Below are 19,049 nucleotides of genomic sequence, written 5' to 3'. Positions count from 1 at the left end.
TGACCATTCAACTCCGAATGTCTTATTTCCTGCGGGACGCGCCCAGCCGTTCCAGTCGGCTGACCATTCCCGGTTCCCACTGCATCAGGCCCAGTCGCTCGCTTTCCTGCCACAGGTGCTGATAATGTTGCGCCGCCAGCGCTTTCATGCCTTCTTCCGCCAGCAAATCCGCCAGCACCAGTTCAGCGCAAAAACGCTCGCGCGGTTCTTTCAACCGCCGAATACGTTCATCCAGCAGCGACAGCGCCGCCCCCAGCCCTTGCTCGGCGCAACAGGCCGCCGCCTCGGCCGCCAGGTCGTCCTGCCGCTGACCGCCGCCGCCGCGTGCCGGCTGAGCCGATTGCAACCACTGGGCGCATTTGGCGGACAGGAACGGCGAACCGTCGCTGAACGCCAGTTCACGCAGTTCCGGCAGCCGGGCGAGAAACGCCGACAGTTCATCGGCGATGGCGCTGGCGACCGCGCCATGCCCCAGCCGGGTTGCCACCGTCGCCGACAGCATGTGGCCGTCAAACCAGTACGGCGCCAGCGTCAGGCTCTGTTCAATCTTGTTCCACAACGCCAGGTCCGCCTGCCCAAGCGCGCTCTGGTATTCATCCACCCGGTCGGGCGACACCGGCGCCAGTTGGGTCTTATTACCGCGCGCCGCCGTCGGCGGCGTGGCGATCCCGGCCCAGACCGCGTTGCGTCGCAGGCGATATCCCACAGGCGCTTCCGGCTGACGCTCCACCAGCAGCGCCGCCACATTAAGCTGCGTCTGCTTCCAGTTGCGGTCATCCGAACTGTTGATTTCCACCGTAGCGACCACGCTGGTCGCCCCGGCGGCGCTCCCATGACCGCCGCCGGCGGCGGCAACGTCCCCGGTTGTTCCGCCCGACCCGCCGGACGCCGGCTCAGCCGCCTGATTGGCTTTCTCCTGTGCCTGATGGCGTTGGCGGGCGCGCTGAAGCGCCGCCACCAGTTCGTCGGTCAGGTCGGCTTTGTCGGCGGCCAGCGCACTCCAGCGCGCCGCCAGTTGTTCCGCCAACTGATGCAACTGGCTAAGTTCCGCCCCGGAGGCGTTTTCCGCCATACGGGGCAGCACGCCCTCAAAACGGCGGATGATCTGCACCATCAGCTTCTGTTTCTGTACCGGGCTGGCGGGAAACGCCAGCGTCCAGTAAGCGTCCAGCCAGCTATCGAGCAGCATGATCGCGGTGGCGAACGGGGTGGCTTTGGCCGGGTGCTGCAGGCAGCGCAGCAGTTGCACCAGCACGCGCATGTCTTTGGTACGGCTTTCCAGCAGCGTCAGGCACTGACCGGCGACAGCGTTGAGATCCACCTGGCTGTGCGCCAGCGACCCCAGCTTGACCAGCTCGGTTTCCACCTGTTCCCACAGCGGATCATCCGCCGCCACCGCCGCCCGCAGCGCCTCGTCGGGCAGGGTCGTCAACAGTCGCTTACACCAGGGGTGTGCATGCATGCTCATCGCTCCTACCAGCGGCACTGCTGGCGTAACGGCGCCAGCGCCTCGCCCAGCCCGGTGAGATCGATGCGCAGCGCATGATCCTGCTCGCCATTCAGCACCAGCTCCCGGTGGCCGACCCAGCGCTTGAGCGCGTCGATCGCCGGCAGGCCGCGGCCGAATTCCAGCAGCGTGCCGCGGTTGCGCACAAACCAGTTATCCGGCGCGCCGGCGCCGTCAAGCTGCGAGGTGACGTTGTCGCCCGGCCACGGCTGGCTGAGCGTCAGCCGCAGATGGGTAATGCTGCTGGCGCAGCTGATCACCAGCGTATTGCCGTCCGCCAGCGTCCGCGTCAGAGTCAGGTCGCCATTGACCGCCTCGCGGTTAAGACGAAATGCGTTCTCCCCCGCCGCGCCATTGTTCGTAGCGGACGGCACAGCGCCCGCGCGTTCCGTCTCGCGTCCGAGCGCGTCATAACAGGCCAGACGCACCTGCGGCGACGTCTCATTGCGGCACTGTTCCCACAGTGATTGCCAGGCGGGATCGGGCGAGCCGACCGCCGCCATCAGCAGCGGCACCATCGTCAGCATCATCAGTTCACCTCCAGTTTCTGGCACTTGTGATCCAGGGTTCGTTTGGGAATATTCAGGCTCTCCGCCACCAGCAGCCGGTTACCCTGAAACTGGCGCAGACGCGCCGCAATCACCGCGGCTTCATACTGCTGGGTGGCGATGCGCAGATCCTGAATATGGTGGAAAGCATCGCTATCGGCGGCGGTTTCGCCGCACACCCGCTCACGCAACTCCGGCGGCAGCGACTCCAGACGAATAGGCTGCCCTTGCGGCGTATGGGCGCAGGCCACCTCCAGCAGGTTCTTCAGCTCACGCACATTGCCGGGGAAGTCGTAGCCCACCAGTTGTTTAAGAAACGCACGGTGCAACGGCCCCAGGTTTTTCTGCTGCTGGCGGGCAAACTGCCCGATAAAGTGTTCGCACAGCAGGCTGATGTCGTCCGGGCGATCGCGCAGCGGCGCTACCTGCACCAGACACTGGCACAGACGATGGTAGAGATCCTGACGGAACTGGCCTTCGGCCACCCGTTGTTCCAGCGGTTGATGCGTAGCGGCGATCAGCCGGAAATCGGAATGTTGCTCCTGCCCGGCGCCCAGCGGCCGGAAGCTGTGCGTTTCCAATACCCGCAACAGCTTGGCCTGCATCAGCGGCGGCATATCGCCCACTTCATCCAGAAACAGCGTGCCGCCGTTGGCTTGCGCCACCAGCCCGACCTTGTTGCTTTGCGCGCCGGAAAACGCGCCTTTCTCATAGCCGAACAGCTCGCTTTCAATCAGGTTTTCCGGAATAGCGGCGCAGTTGATGGCGATAAACGGCCGCTCGGCGCGATCGGAGCACTGGTGCAACAGCCGGGCTACCACCTCTTTGCCGGCACCGGTTTCGCCGTGAATCAGCACCGATAACCGGTGGCTGGCCGCCTGACAAATCTGCTGATGCAGTTGTCGCACCGCGCCGGACTGACCAATCAGCCCGGCGGCCACCCGTTTTTCCCGCTCACGCCGCAGCGCGCCTTCGTCTTTAATCTGGCGCAGCGAATCGCGCAGCGCGGTCTGTTCGCGCCGGCTGCGGCCCAGATCGCGGATCAGCGCCAGTTGACGACAAAACACCTGCGCCAGTTGCGCGCAATCGCCATGTTTCCCCAGCGCCTGCAGCCGTTCCGGCGTATCCAGCAGCGCCAGCACCGCCAGCGGTTTGCCGTTGTCCGCCTGCAACGGCATGGCGTACAGGCCGCAGGCGGCGCCCGCGTCGGTCAGCAACTGGCGAAAACCGCCATGTTCGATACGCGCGCCGCCGTACAGCGACGTCCAGCTACGCGTTTGATTCTTGAGCAACACATAAGCCAGCGGATGACTGAAATCATCCACGCCAAGCGACAGCGACAGCGGCGCGTGATGCACCCAGCCGCTGCATATCAACTGGCGCCCGCTGACATCCACCATCCCCAGCAGCGCGCCCTGCGGCTGCCATGCGGCACGCAGCGTGCTCATCAGCCAGTCGCACAGGCCGGCTTCATCCCGGTGACGGGTCAGCGAGAGCGCCAGATCGAGGGCTGATTGCATGCTCAGCCCTCCACCTCGGACCGGAACTGGCCGTCTTCCACCCGGAAATGAATGCGGCTGACCGGCTGACCGGCCGACATGCGTTGCAGCAATTGCAACGACACCGGCGGCAACAGTGCGCCGTCGATCACCGACTCCAGCATGCGCGCGCCGTTCTCGCTGCGGTTCGCCAGACGCAGGATCTCTTCCGGCACCGACGCGTCGATAACCACCTCGGCGCCAAAGCGTTGCTGCAGCAACGTAACCAGACGGGACAGTTTGCCCTGCACGATCGCCACCAACGTGTCGTGATCCAACGGCAGGTAGGGAATCACTTCCATGCGCGCCAGCAACGCCGGTTTGAAGAACGCCGCGAGTTCCGGATAGAGCACATCCAGCAGTTCGCCCGGTCGATCTGCAACATTGACGTGCTCGGCAAAATTGACAATCGTCTGGAACCCCAGGTTGGAGGTCAGGAAGAACACCACATTGCGGCAGTCGATCACCCGCCCTTCGCCATCGGCCAGTTCGCCCTTGTCAAACGCCTGATAGAACAGGTTGAGCACGTCCGGATGGGCTTTTTCCACTTCATCCAGCAGCACCACCGAGTAGGGTTTCTGGCGAATGGCCTCGGTCAGCACCCCGCCTTCGCCAAAGCCGACATACCCCGGCGGCGAACCGATCAAGCGGGAAACCGTGTGCTTCTCCTGGTACTCGGACATGTTGATGGTGGTGAGATAATTACGGCCGCCGAACATCAGATCGGCAATCTGCACCACGGTTTCGGTCTTGCCCACGCCGCTCGGCCCCACCAGCAAAAACGCGCCCAGCGGTCGACCGGGACGGCGCAGGTCGGCGCGAGCGGTCAGCAGGTGCTTGTGCAACTGGGCGATCGCCAGTTGCTGCCCTTTGATGCTGTCGCCGAGGTAATCCGGCAGACGGGTGACTACGTCCAGCTCGCCCTGGGAAATCCGGTTCAACGGCACCCCGGTCCACTCGGCGATCACCGACGCAATCTGGGTTTTATCCACATGCGGGGACACCAGCACCGACGGCTGTTGCAGTTCGGCCAATGCTCGCTCGCTGTCGGCCAGTTCAGCCGCCGCGGCGGCGGCATCGAAATCTTCCGGCGCTTCATCGGCCAGCAGCGCGGTGCGCAGGGTGACGATCTGCTGCACCAGCGTTTTCTGCCGCTGCCAGTCGGCTTCCAGTTGCGCCAGCGTCGCCGCATCCGTTTCGCTGGCGTCACGCAGCGTCGCCAGCCGCTCCGCCGTATCGCCCAGGCCGATGCGGCCCTGACGCTCCAGTTGGGCGATTTCCAACGCCTGCTGATGTAAACGGGTCTGCAACTGGCTGACCGCGCGCGGCGGCGTGGTCAGGTTGATTGCGACGCGCGCGCAGGCGGTATCCAGCACGTCGATCGCTTTGTCCGGCAACTGACGCCCGGAGATATAACGGGCAGATAGATTGGCCGCCGCCTGCAGGGCTTCTTCGTCGATCAATACGCCGTGCGATTGTTCGTAAATGCTGCGCAACCCGCGCAAAATCACCGTGGCTTCGTCGACGTTCGGCTCACCCACTTTTACCAGTTGGAAGCGACGCGACAGCGCGGCGTCTTTCTCCACGTATTTCTTGTATTCGCTCCAGGTGGTGGCGGCGATGGTGCGCAGTTCGCCGCGCGCCAGCGCCGGTTTAAGCAGGTTGGACACGTCCAGACCGCCGGCCTGATTGCCGGCGCCAATCAACGTGTGGGCTTCGTCGATGAACAGGACAACCGGTTTCGGCGCCTCTTTCACTTCCTGCATCACGCCTTTGAAACGCTTCTCGAACTCGCCTTTCACCGACGCGCCGGCCTGCATCGCGCCCAAATCCAGCGTCAGCAGTTCCACATCGCGCAGCCGTTCCGGCACCAGACCGGCGACAATGCGCAGCGCCAGTCCTTCAATCAGCGCGCTTTTACCCACCCCGGCCTCGCCGACCACGATCGGGTTATTTTTACGACGACGGGACAGAATATCGATCATCAGGTCGATTTCATGATCGCGGCACAATACCGGGTCCAGCTTGCCCTGACGGGCGGACTCGGTGACATTCTGGGTATAGCGGGACAGTTGGGTGGTGGCCGCAGCCGCCTGCTCCGGCGTCGCGCCAGCGGCGGAAACCACGTCGGTTTCCGCTGAATCTTTCACCCATTCGTCAAACTGCTGACGCAGCAGTTCGCGGTTAATCTGCGCCAGTTGGCGGGTCACCGCCGCCGACAGATAACGCGTCGGCGTCATCAGCAGCACCAGCAGCAGCACGCCGCTGCGCAGACGGGCGTGCTGGAGTTCCGCCGAGGCCAGCAGCCAGCTGTCCTGCAACCACTCCACCAGCAGCGGCGAAAACGAGGGATAGCCCGACTCAAACCCTTTGTCCGCGGCATTGGGCTGCAGCAATGCCGCCAGTTCGTCAACATCCATCCCGGCGCGTTTAAGGATCTGACGCACGTCGCACAACGGCGTCTCCAGCATTTTCAGCAGCAGGTGCTCAATGCGGATCTCCGCGCCCTGATGCTGAATGCACAGCGCCGCCGCCTCTTCCATTATGTGGCGGCACAGCGGGTTGAGTCGCTCAACCAGGATCGGCAGTTCGATTCGAATCACGAGAATACGCTCCTGTTATTGTAATAATTCTCCCAGCTGACGCAGCACGTCCTGGGTCTGGTTGGTTAGCTGGTAGTGATAGAGGCCAAACGCCGCGGCCATCACCACGCACAGGCCGATGAACAGCGTGCGTAGCGAAATCTGTTTACGCAGTTGGTAACGGGAAGCCTGCTGCCCCAGATTGAGGTGGAATACCGTCGGCGGATTTTCCGGCTCCGGACGCAGGGTGTCGTGCAAACGGCGCACCACCCGATCCAGCTCTTCGCGTCCCTGAGTCATCACCCGGTAGCGGCCTTCGAAACCGAGGCACAGACACAGGTAGATAAATTCCAGAATGTCGCGGTAGCGCGTCGGGTCATCCAGCAGCTTCTCCAGCAACACGAACACCTTCTCGCCGCCCCAGGTTTCATTGTGGAAACGGGTCAGCAGCGAATGGGCGGACCATACGCTCTGCCCCCCCCACTCCCGCCCCATCACCGCTTCGTCGATGAAGGTGCACAGAATGTAGCGAAACGACAAGATCACGCCGTTTTCGTAACCGTGGGAATGCAGTTCCTGCTCAATGGCCTGAATTTCGGACTGCACGCGCTGGTATAGCTCCGCCACGCCGTCGTATTCAGACAGCTGGCGCACCCGCTCCACCATGCCCAGCAATGGGGTAACGGCGTCGATCATCGGGTTGATGCTCTGCCCGCGCAGGCGAAACCAGTAATCGGAATCCATATCCAGTTGCCGGGCGTTGTCATACAGCAGGTCGCCCAACTGATCGCTTTTGATGATGTCGGTACTCACGGGATCCTCCTGTTAACTACTGGCCGCGGATGGCCCACAGTTGCATGTCCAGTTCCGGGAACTCGCCGGCGATGTGGAACGCCAGCGTGTTGCTGGTGACCAGCGATTTCCAGGCCGGGCTTTGTCTGTCCAGCTGGAAGTAGCTGTAGCCGGCGTGATACGGCAGCTGACGCGGCGCCACCGGCAACGGCAGCAGCGGCACGCCGGGCAGTTGCAGGCTGATGAGTTCGCGGATTTTGTCGCTGGAGGCGATCTTGGTTTGCTGCAACAGCTGTTTGCGCAAATGCTCCTGCGGCATACGGGCGCGCACCGCCAGCACAAATTCGGCGCTGGTCATCAGCTCGGCGTCGCCCACCAGCGCCACCCGCACGCCGTAAGGCTGCGCCTTCATCTGGATCGACACCGCGCGCGGCGACAGTACGGTGCTCAGCGCCTGACGCAGCGCCATCATCAGCGGCTCAAAGCTGGATTGCTGATGCTCGTGACGGTAGGCGGGAAACTCCGGCGGCAGGCGTGACTCGTCGGTAAAGGTCATCAGTTCGCCGCACAGCTGCACCAGCGCTTCGTGCAGCCGTTCCGGGTGCAGCGTACCGAGGCGCGCCAGATGCGATAGCTGCGGCTGAGCGCGGTTAAGCAGTTGCAGCATCATGAATTCCGCCACGTCCGCCACCCCTTGCTGACCCGGCGCGGCGATGCGCTGAGACAGACTGCGGGCGCGTTCCGCCACCAGACCGGCGGACTCGCCCAAAAAGCGTTTCAGGCTCGGAATGGCGGTGACGCTGATGCTGCACGGCATGAAATTGGGGTCCAGCACCAGACCGCCGTCCGGCCGCTTATCGAGAATATTGGCAATCGCCAGCGAGGCGTAGGCGCTGCGGTCATCGCGCTCCAGCATCAGCCGCAGGCTGACCTTGCCCACTTCCACCGATACCACGTCGCCGCCTTCGCTGTGCAAATCGCGCACATCATGGCGGTGCGACTGCAAACGGGTGGCGACGCCGGCGCCCGTTTGTCCCACCTCGCTGACGCCGTTCACCGCCAGCGGCAACGCCAGATAGACCTTCTGGTTAGCCAGCGCCACATCGGTTACCTCCAGCGGCTGCGGCAGCGCGTCATCCCCCGGAATGTTGAATACCGTGCCGTCAGGCATCACGCCGGTGGCGTTCACCAGCGCGATGCGCCCGAAGTTGAGGTATTCCTCGTTGATCGCCAGCGACTGCAGGCCATAAAAATAATCGCTGAGCGCGCTAAGACGGGCATGCAGCGCGTAGTCCGTGTGTCTTTGCTGTTGCTGGAAATGCTGCGGCTTGATGAACAGCCCTTCCCGCCAAATAATCCGATTTCGGCTCGACATAGTTATTCTTCTTCTTGATCTTTCTTGATTTCGACTTCTTCACGGCGCAGATGCACCAGAAGCTGATAAGTGCGGCCGGTGTTTTTCAGCTTGACAACCTTGCGCCACTCGGCGCTGTCCGGATCGGCGTACTTGGCGATCACCCCGATGTAATGCACTTTCTCATCCAGCTTGACCGGCGGCAGGTATTTGAACTGCCCCGGCAGCAGCGTGTAGTCCTGATGACTGACGTAATTCTTGGCCAGCGCTTTTTCGATATCGGTGGTCACCTGATCGTAATCGGTGGCCAGCAGACGGGAGTCTTCCGCCAGCATCACCAGTTGAAACTCGATTGGCGCCGCTTCACCGCTTTCGCTGGGGTTAACGTCCGGTTCCGCCACCAGGCTGAAACCGACGGTGGACGGCTGGTTATCGTTGCTGCCGATCTGAATATCCGGATTGGCCGCCACCTTCGCCATCTTGCCGAGCGTAGAGCAGCCGGGAAGCAGCAGGATCAAGGCGCATAACCATAAGGCTCGCAGCATTATTTCTGCTCCTGTTGCTGGCGAACCGCGCGGTCATAGGCCTGCGCATACACCTGATGAAACAGTTTCTGGAACCCTTGCTGACGCGGCGAGGTCAGCTCGCGGTAATAGTGCTGGTACATCTGCCACGCCCAGCCGTCGTCCAGCGCCTGACGTTCGCCGCTACGGCGATAATGTTCGAACCGGCCCAGCAACGCCGCCGGCGAAAACGCCTGCAGAATGCTCTCCAGCGCCACGGCGATCGCTTGTTGGTTGGCCCGGTGATGCGCCTGCATATTGCTGAGCACTTCACTGATGGCCGCCGGCGCGGACAGATGCACCGGGCTTTTATCGTCGGCAAACAGCAGCGACAGGGTATCGGTGTAATCCAGCCCCAGCCGCAGCGGGTTATCCTCGATCGGCCGCAGGTGGGTATCCGCCAGCGCTGCCTGGTCGGCTTGCAGCGTCAGCAACCCCTCCACCATCGCCTTCAGGCTTCGGCCCATCTCTTCAAGCATCTCGCGCAGTTGCTGCTCATCACCGGTATTCAGCGATACGCCCAGCCCGCGCAGCAGCGGCGCCAGCGTCACTGCGTCCGCCTGCCCGCCCAGCCCCGCCCCGGCGTGCGGGTTATCAATGGTCGGTAATTCCACAAATTTCTGATCCATGGTGTCCTCAACGGCAGAAAAAGAAGAAAGCGAGGTCGGCAGTTCGTCGCCGCGCTCACCCTCCGTTGCCAGCGGCGAGCGGCTCTGTTCCTGCTGCAACGCCCACAACGGGTCATTAAATCGGCTCGCCGTCGTCTCTTCGACGGTCGGGCTGTGTCGCTCTTCGCCAAGCCACCCTTCCAGTACATCGCCGGGGCGCTGGCCCAGCACCTGATCGATGTCCTGCTCACGCGCCGGATCGTCGAGGTAAACCCCCAGCCGAAACGGGCCGATCACCAGCTCATCGCCATGCGCCAGACACACCCGGCGGTCACGGCCGATGGGCGACAACGCGCCGTTGATGAAGGTCTGGCCGCTCAGGTCGCACACACAAAATTGGCCGTCCTGCAGTTCGATGCGCGCATGCTCCGGCAATACCGCCCCAAGCCGGTCGCGCAGTTGCCACTGATCTTTTTCCGACGCGCCCAGCGTGCCGCCGCGGTGATCAAACCGGTGCTGCACCTGCGAATTGATATCCAGCTGTTCGCTGTTGAGCACCACCAGAGTGAGTGGGTTGTTTTCGTTCACAATTACTCCTGCACACAAATCGTCACATACGGGTCGGCCGGCGGCTGCCCGAGAAAGCTGCTCCATCCCAGACGGCTGCTCTGGTCATCGCCCAGCCGCAAGCCTCTGGCTTCTCCTTCGGCGAAACCGAGGCGCAGGTCCCAGGCCAGTTGATCGCGCAGGATGAAGGAAACAAAACGCACCAGCGGCTGAAAATGCTCGCCGTTGGGCAGGAAACTGAGAAAACGGCTGAAACTGAGGTTATCCACTTTGAGCAGGAATTTGCCGGCGCAGTCATTCACCTTGTCGCCAATGACAAAATCCCCGCCCAGCACGCTGTTGGCGCGCCCCAGCCGGTTTTGCTGGTCTTCGAAAATCGGCACTTTGCGATGCTGCCAGGCGATGACTTCCACGTCTTCGAGGTCAAAGCAGTGAATAACCAGACCGGCCACCACTTCCGGCGAGCGGCTGGGGCTGGCCAGCAGGCCGGCGTAAGACAGCATCTTGGCCCGGTTGACCGGCAGGCTGTCGCGTACCGCGTCATTGCCGAGCCCCACCAGCGCGAACATCAGCCGGGAAAAACCGTCCTCGCCGTCATTCTGGAAACGGACGTGATAGCGGTATTTACGCCAGGCGCGATGCAGCAGCGTCAGCAGCCGATGATGGAAAAAATCGAGAAACACGCCCAGTTTCTGCTCGCCCTGGGCGTACTCCCACGCCAGCTCTTCGAGGTAATACCCCGGCATCGGCGACTGGCTGCCGTGCAGACCGAGAAACGCGACCTCCAGCTCCTGCCGGCCGTCGACATCCTCTCCCACCCGCAGTACGTCGCTGGGGTGAAAACCAATCGACGCGGTGGAACGAAAACGAATGCGCTCCAGCTCCGGCTGGAAGTCGAGCGCCTGCTCCAGATCGACGCCCTCCATCTGGTTAAGCAGTTCCACCAGTTGGAAAAAGTTGAAGTGGCGCGCATCCTGGCGAAACATCGCCTGACCGGGCATTACATCATCGAGTGCTGACCTATCTGCACCGGCCATCGGTAGCGCTCCTTGTTATCGATGTTGACCACTTCCAGCAGATGGAAGGCGTTGACGCTGGCGTACAACGAAAAGAAATGCGCCAGCACGGTGCTGAACAGATAGAGTTCGCCTTCACTGGAGAACGCCGATTGCCGCACCGACAAGACCGACTTAAGCCCGCGTACCGGCATCCCCTGCACCAGCCGGTCCACCGGCGTGGTTTCAATCGTCTCGATCCCCGCCAGCCGCTTGCGTGACGCCTGCTCCGCCTGCTTGTCATGCAACGCGGGAAAGTCGTAGGTACGCAGAATCTGCACCAGCGCATCACGCCGCAGCAGCGACACATAGTTCAGCGACAGGTTGGAGATCAGCGTCCAGTGCAGGCTGCCGTCCAGCGCCGGGCGCAGCGGACGGGTCGGCCGAATCAGGTTGCGGAAAGTGGCGAAAGACGGCGAACTGCCGGTCGGCACGCAGATGGCCCCCACCGGCAACTGCGCCGCACGCGAACGGTTGGTGCAGGTCAGGGTGACCGAAATGGATTCATCAAGATCGATCACCTCTTTCTCGTCGCCGCGCACAAACGACAGCAGGTGATCAAAGCCGTCGCCGCTGACCGCTTCACGCACCCGAATGCGGTAATACAGCGCCAGCCGCCCTTTGGCCCGTTCGATTTGATGCTGGAAACTTTCGAAAGGCTGATAGAGCCGCGGAATGCCGCGCGAACGCCCGCTGTTGCCCTCCACCCAGCCTTCCACCTTGTCGATGGAGAAAATTTCGAAACTGTCGGCGTGGCGGTAGCTGGCTTTGAGCGGGTAATCGGTCTGGCGACCATCCAGATTGATGGGTTCGCTGTCATGGCGGAACAGATTGATGGCCGGCACGCAGTTGAGCATGAACGAGTCCGGACGGATTTTCAGTTCCGCCGGCAACGGCCGGTCAAAGCAGAAGTGCAGTTTAAAATCCGTCACCATCAGCGGCTGATTAGGCCAGCTGGCGCCGGACAACTGGAAGAACAGAAAACTTTCCGGAAAACAGAAATACTCCTGCAGGATGCGGTAGCCGGAGTAGACGTTGCCGGGATACGGCAGCATCGCGTCTTCACGCTCGAAGCCGACAGTTTTCAGCACATTCGCTTCCTGGCGAAAGCGTTTACCGTCAATTTCCAGCTCAATGTGCGACAGCTGGCTGGCGATCCAGAAATAGAGTTCGTAAGCGGTATAGCGGTCGCCGCCCAGGAAGAAACGCAGTTTATCGAGCTGCAAGTCCCCCAGCGACAACGGCCCGTGCAGGCCGATATCCAGCGTGATGGCGGACATGTCGTTGCCGCTTTGCGCGTTGATCTGGCGGATATCCGCCGGGTAAATCCAGGCATCGTGGCAGGTCTGAAAATGGCAGACCACATCGTCGATCGGCAAGCTGTCCAGCTCGCAGCCGCGCGACACGAACGCCGGTTGCGCGATGGCGCCGGGCAGTACCGAAAACTGCATGATGGTCATGCTGGGCACCGGGCGCAAATAGTTCGGCCACAGCATGCCCAGCAGGCCGTGAGTCAGTTCCGGAAACTCATCCTCGATCTTCGCCCGCAGGCTGCCGGTCAGAAAGGCAAAGCCTTCCAGCAACCGCTCGACATCCGGATCCGTCGTCTGTTCTGACAAAAATCGGGTAAGTTCAGGGTGTGCCCTGGCGAATTCGCGTCCCTGCAGACGCAAATAGGCGAGTTCATCCCTGAAGAAATGTTCCAGCGACATAATCACATCATTCTGTAATGGCGGTGGCTGTCCATATGAATATTGAAGGAGGTGACCTGCTCCAGATCTTCCAGCCGCACATGCGCGGTGACCTGAAACGACATCTCCAGCGGATTGGACAGATAGTCCGACGCACTGACGTCCACATGGACAATTCGCGGTTCAAAGCGACAGATACACTGTCGGATCGCTTCACGGATCTTGCCCCGGATATCCGCGCCGCCCTGCGTGGCGTCATTGAAATCAATCACGCCAAGCTCGGGTGCGCTGCGACAACTGCCGGGACGCGTATTCAGTACCTGATCGAGCTGGCGTTTCACCGACTCGATCAGGTCTTCCAACTCCGTTTCGGGAGAGGAACGGCGCTCCTCTCCCCGGATACGATCAAACAGGCTGGCCGCAGATCCCCGCTCCCAGGCAGAGAGCGACGGCATCAGTCGTTATTCCTTATCCAGACGCCCAACCAGGGACAGTTCGAAATTCGCCCCCATGTACTTGAAGTGCGGGCGCACCGCCATGGTCACCTGGTACCAACCCGGTTCGCCTTCCACATCCAGCACCTTGATCTGGGCGGCGCGCAGCGGGCGACGGCTGCGTACATCTGCCGGCGGGTTTTCCTGATCGGCGACGTACTGCTTGATCCAGTTGTTCAGCTCGCGCTCCAGATCCTGACGCTCTTTCCAGGAACCGATCTGCTCGCGCTGCAATACTTTGATGTAGTGCGCCAGACGGTTGATGATGAACATGTACGGCAGCTGCGTACCCAGTTTGTAGTTGGTTTCCGCCTCTTTACCCTCTTTGGTGTTGGCGAATACCTTGGGTTTCTGCACCGAGTTGGCGGAGAAGAACGCGGCGTTGTCGCTGTCTTTGCGCATGGTCAGGGTGATGAAGCCCTCTTCGGCCATTTCGTATTCACGGCGGTCGGTGATCAACACCTCGGTCGGAATCTTGGCCTGCAACTGGCCCATCGCTTCATAGACGTGCACCGGCAGATCGGTGATGGCGCCGCCGCTTTGCGGGCCGATGATGTTCGGGCACCAGCGGTACTTGGCGAAGCTATCGGTGATGGCGGTACCCATCAGGTAAGCGGTGTTGCCCCACAGATAGTGTTCGTGGTTGGCGCTGATGTCTTCCTTGTAATTAAACCCTTTGATCGGGTTTTCTACCGGGTCATAAGGCAGACGGGCCAGGAAACGCGGCGCCGTCAGGCCCAGATAGCGGGCATCTTCCGACTCGCGCATCGAACGCCATTTGGTGTAGGCCGGGCCTTCAAACACCGATTTCAGGTCTTTGATGGACGGCAGATCGGTGAAGCTGTCCACGCCGAAGAAGGTCGGCGCGACGGAGGAGATGAACGGCGCGTGCGCCATTGCGCCCACCGCGCTGACATACTGCATCAGCTTGATGTCCGGCGAACTCTGGGTCAGCGCGTAATCGCCGATAACCCCGCCGATCGGCTGACCGCCGAACTGGCCGTAGCCGCTGGAATAAACGTGTTTGTAGAAACCGGACTGGGTAATTTCCGGTGCGAACTCAAAATCTTCCAGCAGCTCGTTTTTGGTCGCGTGCAGCAGCAGGATTTTGATGTTTTCGCGGAAATCGGTGCGATCGATCAGCAGTTTCAGCGAACGCCAGGAGGATTCCAGCTCCTGCAGTTCCTGCGCATGCAGAATCACGTCGATCTGCTTGCTGAGTTTCTTATCCAGCTCAACGATCATACTGTCGACCAGCGCCTTGTTCACCGGCTCGGCCGCGTTACCGCTGTCCAGAATGTTGGCCACCAGCGCGGCGATCCCCTGCTTGGCGACGTTATAACCTTCATCCACCGGGGTGATGCGCGCCTGCGCCATGATTTCTTCAAGCAGCGACGATGAACCACCGGCCGCGCCTGTCTGGGCCTGTTCTTCAACCATTGACATGTTTGTTTCCCTTCTCGTCAGTAACAATCAATTATTCGGCGGGTTTCACCAGATCCAGCTCTTTGAGCAGCTGCTCTCTGGCTTCTTCGCTGGACAACAGATCCTGCAGGCGATTACGGAAAGCGGGAATATTACCCAGCGGCCCTTTCAGAGCGACCAGGGCTTCACGCAGTTCCAGCAGTTTGCGCAGTTCCGGCACTTGCTGGGCGATGCGATCGGGGGAGAAATCATTCAGCGAAGCAATGCTGAGTTTGACGGGAAGGTCATCCTGGCTGTCTTCTTCCAGACGGTTAGGCACGCTGAAATTCAGCTCCAGGTTTGCCTCTTTCATCACCGAAGTGAAGTTATTCTTGTCGATAGATACCGTTTGACGTTCTTCAATCGGCGTCTCTTCTGTGCGTCCTTTCATATTTCCCACCACCATCAGCGTAAGCGGCAGTTCAATTTCCGCCTGCTGACCACCAGTGGCCGGGACATATTTGATATTAATACGTTCCTTTGGTGCGACAGATGCACCGTCAGTTCCTTTTGCCATATGTCAATACCAACGTGAGGGCACCCTGGCCCGAAAAAACAAGGTCGAATCCTACTGAACGACCCGCCAGAATCCATGACAGACCAGGCTGTTCAGCGAACAAATAGGCTATTTGTTTTTCGACCGACGATATGCACGAAATAGAACCCGCCGCCTCGGCGCATTCACTCAACGCATTCTTAAACCGTATGGAATCAGTAAGCCAATAAAAAACGACAGAACTGTATTCAAAATGTGTAGATATATTTCTGCTTCGTTCGCCAATCATACACATAACGCTGACACATGGTCAACGCTAATATACTTTTGATACCCCAAAGCTCCAAAAATAAAAAAATACAATAAAAAACAACAACATAAATATAATAAACAGCTCAAAAATACACATTATTACCGATGAAATAGTTACATAAACCTGCATTGCAATTTTCCAAAAAACGGCTATTTTTGGCCTCTCTAATTTCGTTAGATTTAAAAACAATTATCTCGCTAATTATTTTCAGGAATAAACTGATTTTTTATAGGGAATATTCACATGACGAAAAAATGATTATTTTCATGCCGAGGCATAATGCAAACGAAACATTTCATCACCATTTCCGTCATGAAAAGCAAATAAAACGCCGAATCATCGTTCAATTAAAAACCACATTGCGTGGCGGAACCTCTCTGAATCACCAGAAAAAAACGGTTTCCGCCGGCCTGACAACGGCATTTATAGGAAACCGATTCCCGTTTTATTATTCCCAATTGCAATTTGAATCAAGAAAAAATAAAAAGCATAATTTATGGAAAAATAGTTTCCATTAACGTCAATTATTCCGGTCTTCCTACGCAGACCGGAGACATTTACCCCATCGGCAACCGTTTTTCCACCAACGCCACCCACATGGCGACACCGTGTGGAATCAACGCGTCATTGAAGTCATAGCAGGCATTATGCAGCGGACGGGATGGCGTATCGCCATCGGCCCCTAACCAGAAATAGGCGCCGGAACAGTGCTCCATCATGCAGGCGAAATCTTCGGACGCCATGGAAGGCGCGATTTCCCAATGCACCTGGTTTGCGCCAAACGTCGTTTCCGCGACCTCACGCACCATTTGCGCCGCTCGGGCGTCATTTTGGGTAACCGGGTAGCCGGGGTAGTAAGCGATGGAGCCCGTGACGCCGAATACCTCGGGGATTTGCGCCACAAACTGCGCAATCAATGCCTTCACCTGCTCGCGTACTGAGGTTTGCAGACAACGCAGCGTACCGCGCAGCACTACTTTTTCCGGAATAACGTTGATGGCCTCGCCGCCGTTAATCTGCGTGATACTGATCACCGCAGACGACTGAGGCGACAGGCGTCGTGAAGGGATAGTCTGTAACGATAGCACCAGTTGAGAGGCGGCCATAATCGGGTCAGCGCCGTTTTCCGGCATGGCGGCATGACAGCTTTTGCCGATCAGCACGATTTCAAACGAATCCAGGGAGGCCATCATCGCTCCGCTGCTCAGACCGACATGTCCCACAGGCAGCCCCGGCCAGTTATGCAACGCATAGATGTCATCCATTGGAAAACGGGTAAACAACCCCTCTTCCACCATGCGGCGCGCACCGCCCAGATTCTCTTCCGCCGGCTGAAATACTACCCGCACCGTACCGCTAAAACGCCGGGTTTCGCTGAGATGGCAGGCGGCGGCCAGCAACATGGCGGTATGCCCGTCATGGCCACAGGCATGCATAACGCCGGAATGCCGGGATTTATAAGCAAGATCGTTCAGTTCGGTAACCGGCAGCGCATCCATGTCGGCCCGCAACCCAATAACAGGACCGGACCCGTTCTCCAGCGTTCCTACTACGCCAGTATCCGCCAGGCCGGTATGAACCTGAAAACCAAAGGCGGCGAGCAACGTCGCCACCATCCCGGACGTCTGACGCTCGTGATAGCCCAGTTCCGGATTGGCATGCAGTTTGCGCCGCCATTCAACGGCCTGCGCAATCAGCGCCGGAGAAATCCCCATACGCATCCTCCCGTTGATTCATATCAGAGCCCACCGCCTGATATGCCGTTCCCTCTGTTCAGGAATCGCCCACAGAGAATCACCTACTCTACTCCACCAGCCCCCATGAACAAAGGCATGTCCGACAAGAACGCACGCGGGATAACCCCCATGCGCGCCATGTCATCCTTCCATCACCGTTATCGGCATTATCGCCGACATCTTGCATCGGTTCTGGATAGCGACCTGTCCAGCGAACTGTTGAAACCGGGGGGAAATAACAAAAAAGCAGGAGAAATCGCCTCTCATCAACGCGGCTCAACGCCACCAACTGACAAGGGAAGAGATCACTCGGCAAAACGGCAGACTCCACCCACCTTTTGCTAATCGAGCTTAAAAGCTGCTGGCTGAGTCGGGCTTGATTACCGGGAGCCGGTTACCGTGGCAGGAGAGTAGGTAAGGATGGTGGATAAAGATGGTGATTAAGACGCTAATCAATCTCTGACGGGTAATTCAATAAATTGCGGGTAAATAATCCTGAAGACAACGCGCTGGCACAGGCCGGTTTTACCGCCGGGGCGTGGTTTCATATCAGCCTGTACCGCAACGGGCTGATGCTGACCCGGCTGGACGATGACATCGATATCGCCGAGATGGGTGGCAGCGACACCGAAGGCGAAGACTGGGTGAGCGACAACGGCGAACTGACGCTGGTAGGCGACTGGCTCACCCAAAGCGGGTTACTCACCCCGCCGTTTAGCATTGAAGCCCTGTCCGGTCGGATCATCCTTCGGGCTGAACCGGGGGAGATTCTGGCGTAATAATACCGACGGATAAATATAAAAAAGCCGGAAGGATCTTTAGATCGCTTCCGGCTTTTTATCACAAAAATCTAGCCATCAAGGTATACAGAAGGCCCCATAAATTGAATATGTTTACACTTTAATGATAGTTTGAATTTTTCACTAAGGAATCGCACATAATTAGTTCCATCGATGGAGCTAATCATTACCAAAGCATTTAATCTTGTTGATATACCATTTATCTCTAACTCATCAACTCCACCACAATTAATCCCACACCTACATCGATTAAACTCCCCCCATTTAGGTGGAGCTTTGTCTGGAAGTTGATCGATTAAATCAAAATTTATAATCACAGAAGGACCATTTCTATTTACAGAAAAATCAAATAGTTCAACATAAGATATTTTTACCGGCTCGGAAAAGACCCTATTCAGAAGAACAGCCCCATCCAATTCATTCCAAAAACTCATCTTATCACTAGAATCCATAATGACCTCTTGTGCCAGGAACTTTCCCTGCTCTCGTATTATCGATTGGTCGTATATTTAAATGAGAACCTTGATCCCCTACGCCGCCCTCACCATAGTAATGTCCAGCTGAGTGATCCTGAATAATTACTTTAGAACCATCTTGCCGAGTAAATTGATATTCCCTTGTCCAGATAGGTTTACCATCTTTCCCTAAGATAGATTCACCTTCAGAATTCGTCATTCTTACTTGATTATATTGGCCCAATTGACCCGTTTTCTCATTAAACACTCTGTCTGGTTGCTGATTCATTGGTATTTTAGCATCACGCTTAGCTGCTCTAAATGCTTCATTTCTGGATTTAAATTCGGGCGGACACCCAACCAACCCCAGCGGATCCACCCACTCCATCGGGTTATGCACATACCCCTGCGGCCTCAGCCCTCCCGCTAAACCTATCGGGTCTGAAGACAGATACTGCCCGCTTTCCGGGTCAAAATACCGGTGCC

18 protein-coding genes are annotated in these 19,049 nt (G+C 58.7%); 2 read left to right on the top strand and 16 right to left on the bottom strand.

Going from position 1 to position 19,049, the window contains the following annotated elements; all coding sequences use genetic code 11:
* Positions 1 to 22: 22 nt before the first annotated feature.
* The 14 genes from tssA to DXXMK7_RS06695 all read right to left on the bottom strand — a co-directional run bounded on the left by tssA (position 23) and on the right by DXXMK7_RS06695 (position 17,287).
* The gene (tssA, locus tag DXXMK7_RS06760; protein WP_038920861.1) at positions 23 to 1,462 is read right to left on the bottom strand and encodes a type VI secretion system protein TssA; all 1,440 of its coding nucleotides are present in this window, start codon (positions 1,460 to 1,462) and stop codon (positions 23 to 25) included.
* Between the two features lie 11 nt (positions 1,463 to 1,473).
* Positions 1,474 to 2,037: a type VI secretion system-associated protein VasI gene (gene vasI, locus DXXMK7_RS06755; RefSeq protein ID WP_038918411.1), complete on the bottom strand. Its 564-nt coding sequence runs from the start codon at positions 2,035 to 2,037 to the stop codon at positions 1,474 to 1,476.
* Positions 2,037 to 3,575, bottom strand: coding sequence for a sigma-54-dependent Fis family transcriptional regulator (locus DXXMK7_RS06750; protein WP_038918410.1), 1,539 nt, complete (start codon positions 3,573 to 3,575; stop codon positions 2,037 to 2,039). The genes vasI and DXXMK7_RS06750 overlap by 1 nt, the downstream gene beginning before the upstream one ends.
* Before the next feature lie 2 nt (positions 3,576 to 3,577).
* A complete protein-coding gene (gene tssH / locus DXXMK7_RS06745) occupies positions 3,578 to 6,196 on the bottom strand; it encodes a type VI secretion system ATPase TssH (protein ID WP_038918409.1) in 2,619 nt (872 codons plus the stop codon).
* 15 nt (positions 6,197 to 6,211) lie between these two features.
* A complete protein-coding gene (icmH, locus tag DXXMK7_RS06740) occupies positions 6,212 to 6,988 on the bottom strand; it encodes a type IVB secretion system protein IcmH/DotU (RefSeq protein WP_038918408.1) in 777 nt (258 codons plus the stop codon).
* 16 nt (positions 6,989 to 7,004) lie between these two features.
* On the bottom strand, positions 7,005 to 8,342 hold the full coding sequence (gene tssK, locus DXXMK7_RS06735) for a type VI secretion system baseplate subunit TssK (RefSeq protein WP_038660487.1): 1,338 nt from the start codon (positions 8,340 to 8,342) through the stop codon (positions 7,005 to 7,007).
* A gap of 2 nt (positions 8,343 to 8,344) precedes the next feature.
* Positions 8,345 to 8,866: a type VI secretion system lipoprotein TssJ gene (tssJ, locus tag DXXMK7_RS06730; protein ID WP_038918407.1), complete on the bottom strand. Its 522-nt coding sequence runs from the start codon at positions 8,864 to 8,866 to the stop codon at positions 8,345 to 8,347.
* Positions 8,866 to 10,080, bottom strand: a complete 1,215-nt coding sequence (gene tagH / locus DXXMK7_RS06725; protein WP_038918405.1) for a type VI secretion system-associated FHA domain protein TagH — start codon at positions 10,078 to 10,080, stop codon at positions 8,866 to 8,868. Before tagH ends, tssJ begins: the two co-directional genes overlap by 1 nt.
* A 2-nt stretch (positions 10,081 to 10,082) precedes the next feature.
* On the bottom strand, positions 10,083 to 11,096 hold the full coding sequence (gene tssG / locus DXXMK7_RS06720; RefSeq protein ID WP_038920859.1) for a type VI secretion system baseplate subunit TssG: 1,014 nt from the start codon (positions 11,094 to 11,096) through the stop codon (positions 10,083 to 10,085).
* Positions 11,060 to 12,826 carry a type VI secretion system baseplate subunit TssF gene (gene tssF, locus DXXMK7_RS06715; protein WP_038660500.1) on the bottom strand — a complete coding sequence of 589 codons (1,767 nt, stop codon included), beginning with the start codon at positions 12,824 to 12,826 and terminating at the stop codon, positions 11,060 to 11,062. Before tssF ends, tssG begins: the two co-directional genes overlap by 37 nt.
* Before the next feature lie 2 nt (positions 12,827 to 12,828).
* Complete coding sequence (gene tssE, locus DXXMK7_RS06710) at positions 12,829 to 13,260, bottom strand: type VI secretion system baseplate subunit TssE (protein ID WP_013317140.1); 432 nt, start codon at positions 13,258 to 13,260, stop codon at positions 12,829 to 12,831.
* A 6-nt stretch (positions 13,261 to 13,266) separates the two neighbouring features.
* Positions 13,267 to 14,745 (bottom strand): type VI secretion system contractile sheath large subunit, encoded by a 1,479-nt coding sequence (tssC, locus tag DXXMK7_RS06705; protein WP_038660504.1) that lies wholly within the window; start codon positions 14,743 to 14,745, stop codon positions 13,267 to 13,269.
* A gap of 31 nt (positions 14,746 to 14,776) precedes the next feature.
* Positions 14,777 to 15,280 (bottom strand): type VI secretion system contractile sheath small subunit, encoded by a 504-nt coding sequence (gene tssB / locus DXXMK7_RS06700; RefSeq protein WP_012770486.1) that lies wholly within the window; start codon positions 15,278 to 15,280, stop codon positions 14,777 to 14,779.
* Positions 15,281 to 16,129: 849 nt separating this feature from the next.
* On the bottom strand, positions 16,130 to 17,287 hold the full coding sequence (locus DXXMK7_RS06695) for a M20 aminoacylase family protein (protein ID WP_038920858.1): 1,158 nt from the start codon (positions 17,285 to 17,287) through the stop codon (positions 16,130 to 16,132).
* A gap of 117 nt (positions 17,288 to 17,404) precedes the next feature.
* On the opposite strand from DXXMK7_RS06695, the gene DXXMK7_RS22550 reads away from it, so the two are divergent.
* Positions 17,405 to 17,653, top strand: coding sequence for a hypothetical protein (locus DXXMK7_RS22550; protein ID WP_127353492.1), 249 nt, complete (start codon positions 17,405 to 17,407; stop codon positions 17,651 to 17,653).
* Positions 17,654 to 17,787: 134 nt separating this feature from the next.
* Positions 17,788 to 18,087 carry a SymE family type I addiction module toxin gene (locus DXXMK7_RS06690; protein ID WP_038918404.1) on the top strand — a complete coding sequence of 100 codons (300 nt, stop codon included), beginning with the start codon at positions 17,788 to 17,790 and terminating at the stop codon, positions 18,085 to 18,087.
* 71 nt (positions 18,088 to 18,158) lie between these two features.
* Here the strand turns inward: DXXMK7_RS06690 and DXXMK7_RS21715 are convergent, their stop codons facing one another.
* On the bottom strand, positions 18,159 to 18,560 hold the full coding sequence (locus DXXMK7_RS21715) for an immunity 50 family protein (protein WP_071605179.1): 402 nt from the start codon (positions 18,558 to 18,560) through the stop codon (positions 18,159 to 18,161).
* Positions 18,550 to 19,049, bottom strand: a 500-nt coding sequence (locus DXXMK7_RS21710; protein ID WP_084682747.1) for an HNH/endonuclease VII fold putative polymorphic toxin, incomplete at its 5' end; no start/stop codon positions are given. The genes DXXMK7_RS21710 and DXXMK7_RS21715, both read right to left, overlap by 11 nt.

Source organism: Dickeya sp. MK7, from assembly GCF_000406305.1.
GTDB lineage: Bacteria > Pseudomonadota > Gammaproteobacteria > Enterobacterales > Enterobacteriaceae > Dickeya > Dickeya fangzhongdai.
Note: the sequence above shows the minus strand (reverse complement) of the source record. Positions and strands in the feature narration are given on the sequence as shown.

Bases quoted from the DNA above. Each gene is read 5' to 3' on its own strand.
- tssJ (WP_038918407.1), bottom strand. From the start codon at position 8,866: ATGCTGCGAGCCTTATGGTTATGCGCCTTGATCCTGCTGCTTCCCGGC.
- tssG (WP_038920859.1), bottom strand. From the start codon at position 11,096: ATGGCCGGTGCAGATAGGTCAGCACTCGATGATGTAATGCCCGGTCAG.
- tssE (WP_013317140.1), bottom strand. From the start codon at position 13,260: ATGCCGTCGCTCTCTGCCTGGGAGCGGGGATCTGCGGCCAGCCTGTTT.
- tssB (WP_012770486.1), bottom strand. From the start codon at position 15,280: ATGGCAAAAGGAACTGACGGTGCATCTGTCGCACCAAAGGAACGTATT.
- tssC (WP_038660504.1), bottom strand. From the start codon at position 14,745: ATGTCAATGGTTGAAGAACAGGCCCAGACAGGCGCGGCCGGTGGTTCA.
- DXXMK7_RS06750 (WP_038918410.1), bottom strand. From the start codon at position 3,575: ATGCAATCAGCCCTCGATCTGGCGCTCTCGCTGACCCGTCACCGGGAT.
- tssF (WP_038660500.1), bottom strand. From the start codon at position 12,826: ATGTCGCTGGAACATTTCTTCAGGGATGAACTCGCCTATTTGCGTCTG.
- vasI (WP_038918411.1), bottom strand. From the start codon at position 2,037: ATGATGCTGACGATGGTGCCGCTGCTGATGGCGGCGGTCGGCTCGCCC.
- DXXMK7_RS21715 (WP_071605179.1), bottom strand. From the start codon at position 18,560: ATGGATTCTAGTGATAAGATGAGTTTTTGGAATGAATTGGATGGGGCT.
- tssA (WP_038920861.1), bottom strand. From the start codon at position 1,462: ATGCATGCACACCCCTGGTGTAAGCGACTGTTGACGACCCTGCCCGAC.
- DXXMK7_RS06695 (WP_038920858.1), bottom strand. From the start codon at position 17,287: ATGGGGATTTCTCCGGCGCTGATTGCGCAGGCCGTTGAATGGCGGCGC.
- tssK (WP_038660487.1), bottom strand. From the start codon at position 8,342: ATGTCGAGCCGAAATCGGATTATTTGGCGGGAAGGGCTGTTCATCAAG.
- DXXMK7_RS22550 (WP_127353492.1), top strand. From the start codon at position 17,405: ATGTCCGACAAGAACGCACGCGGGATAACCCCCATGCGCGCCATGTCA.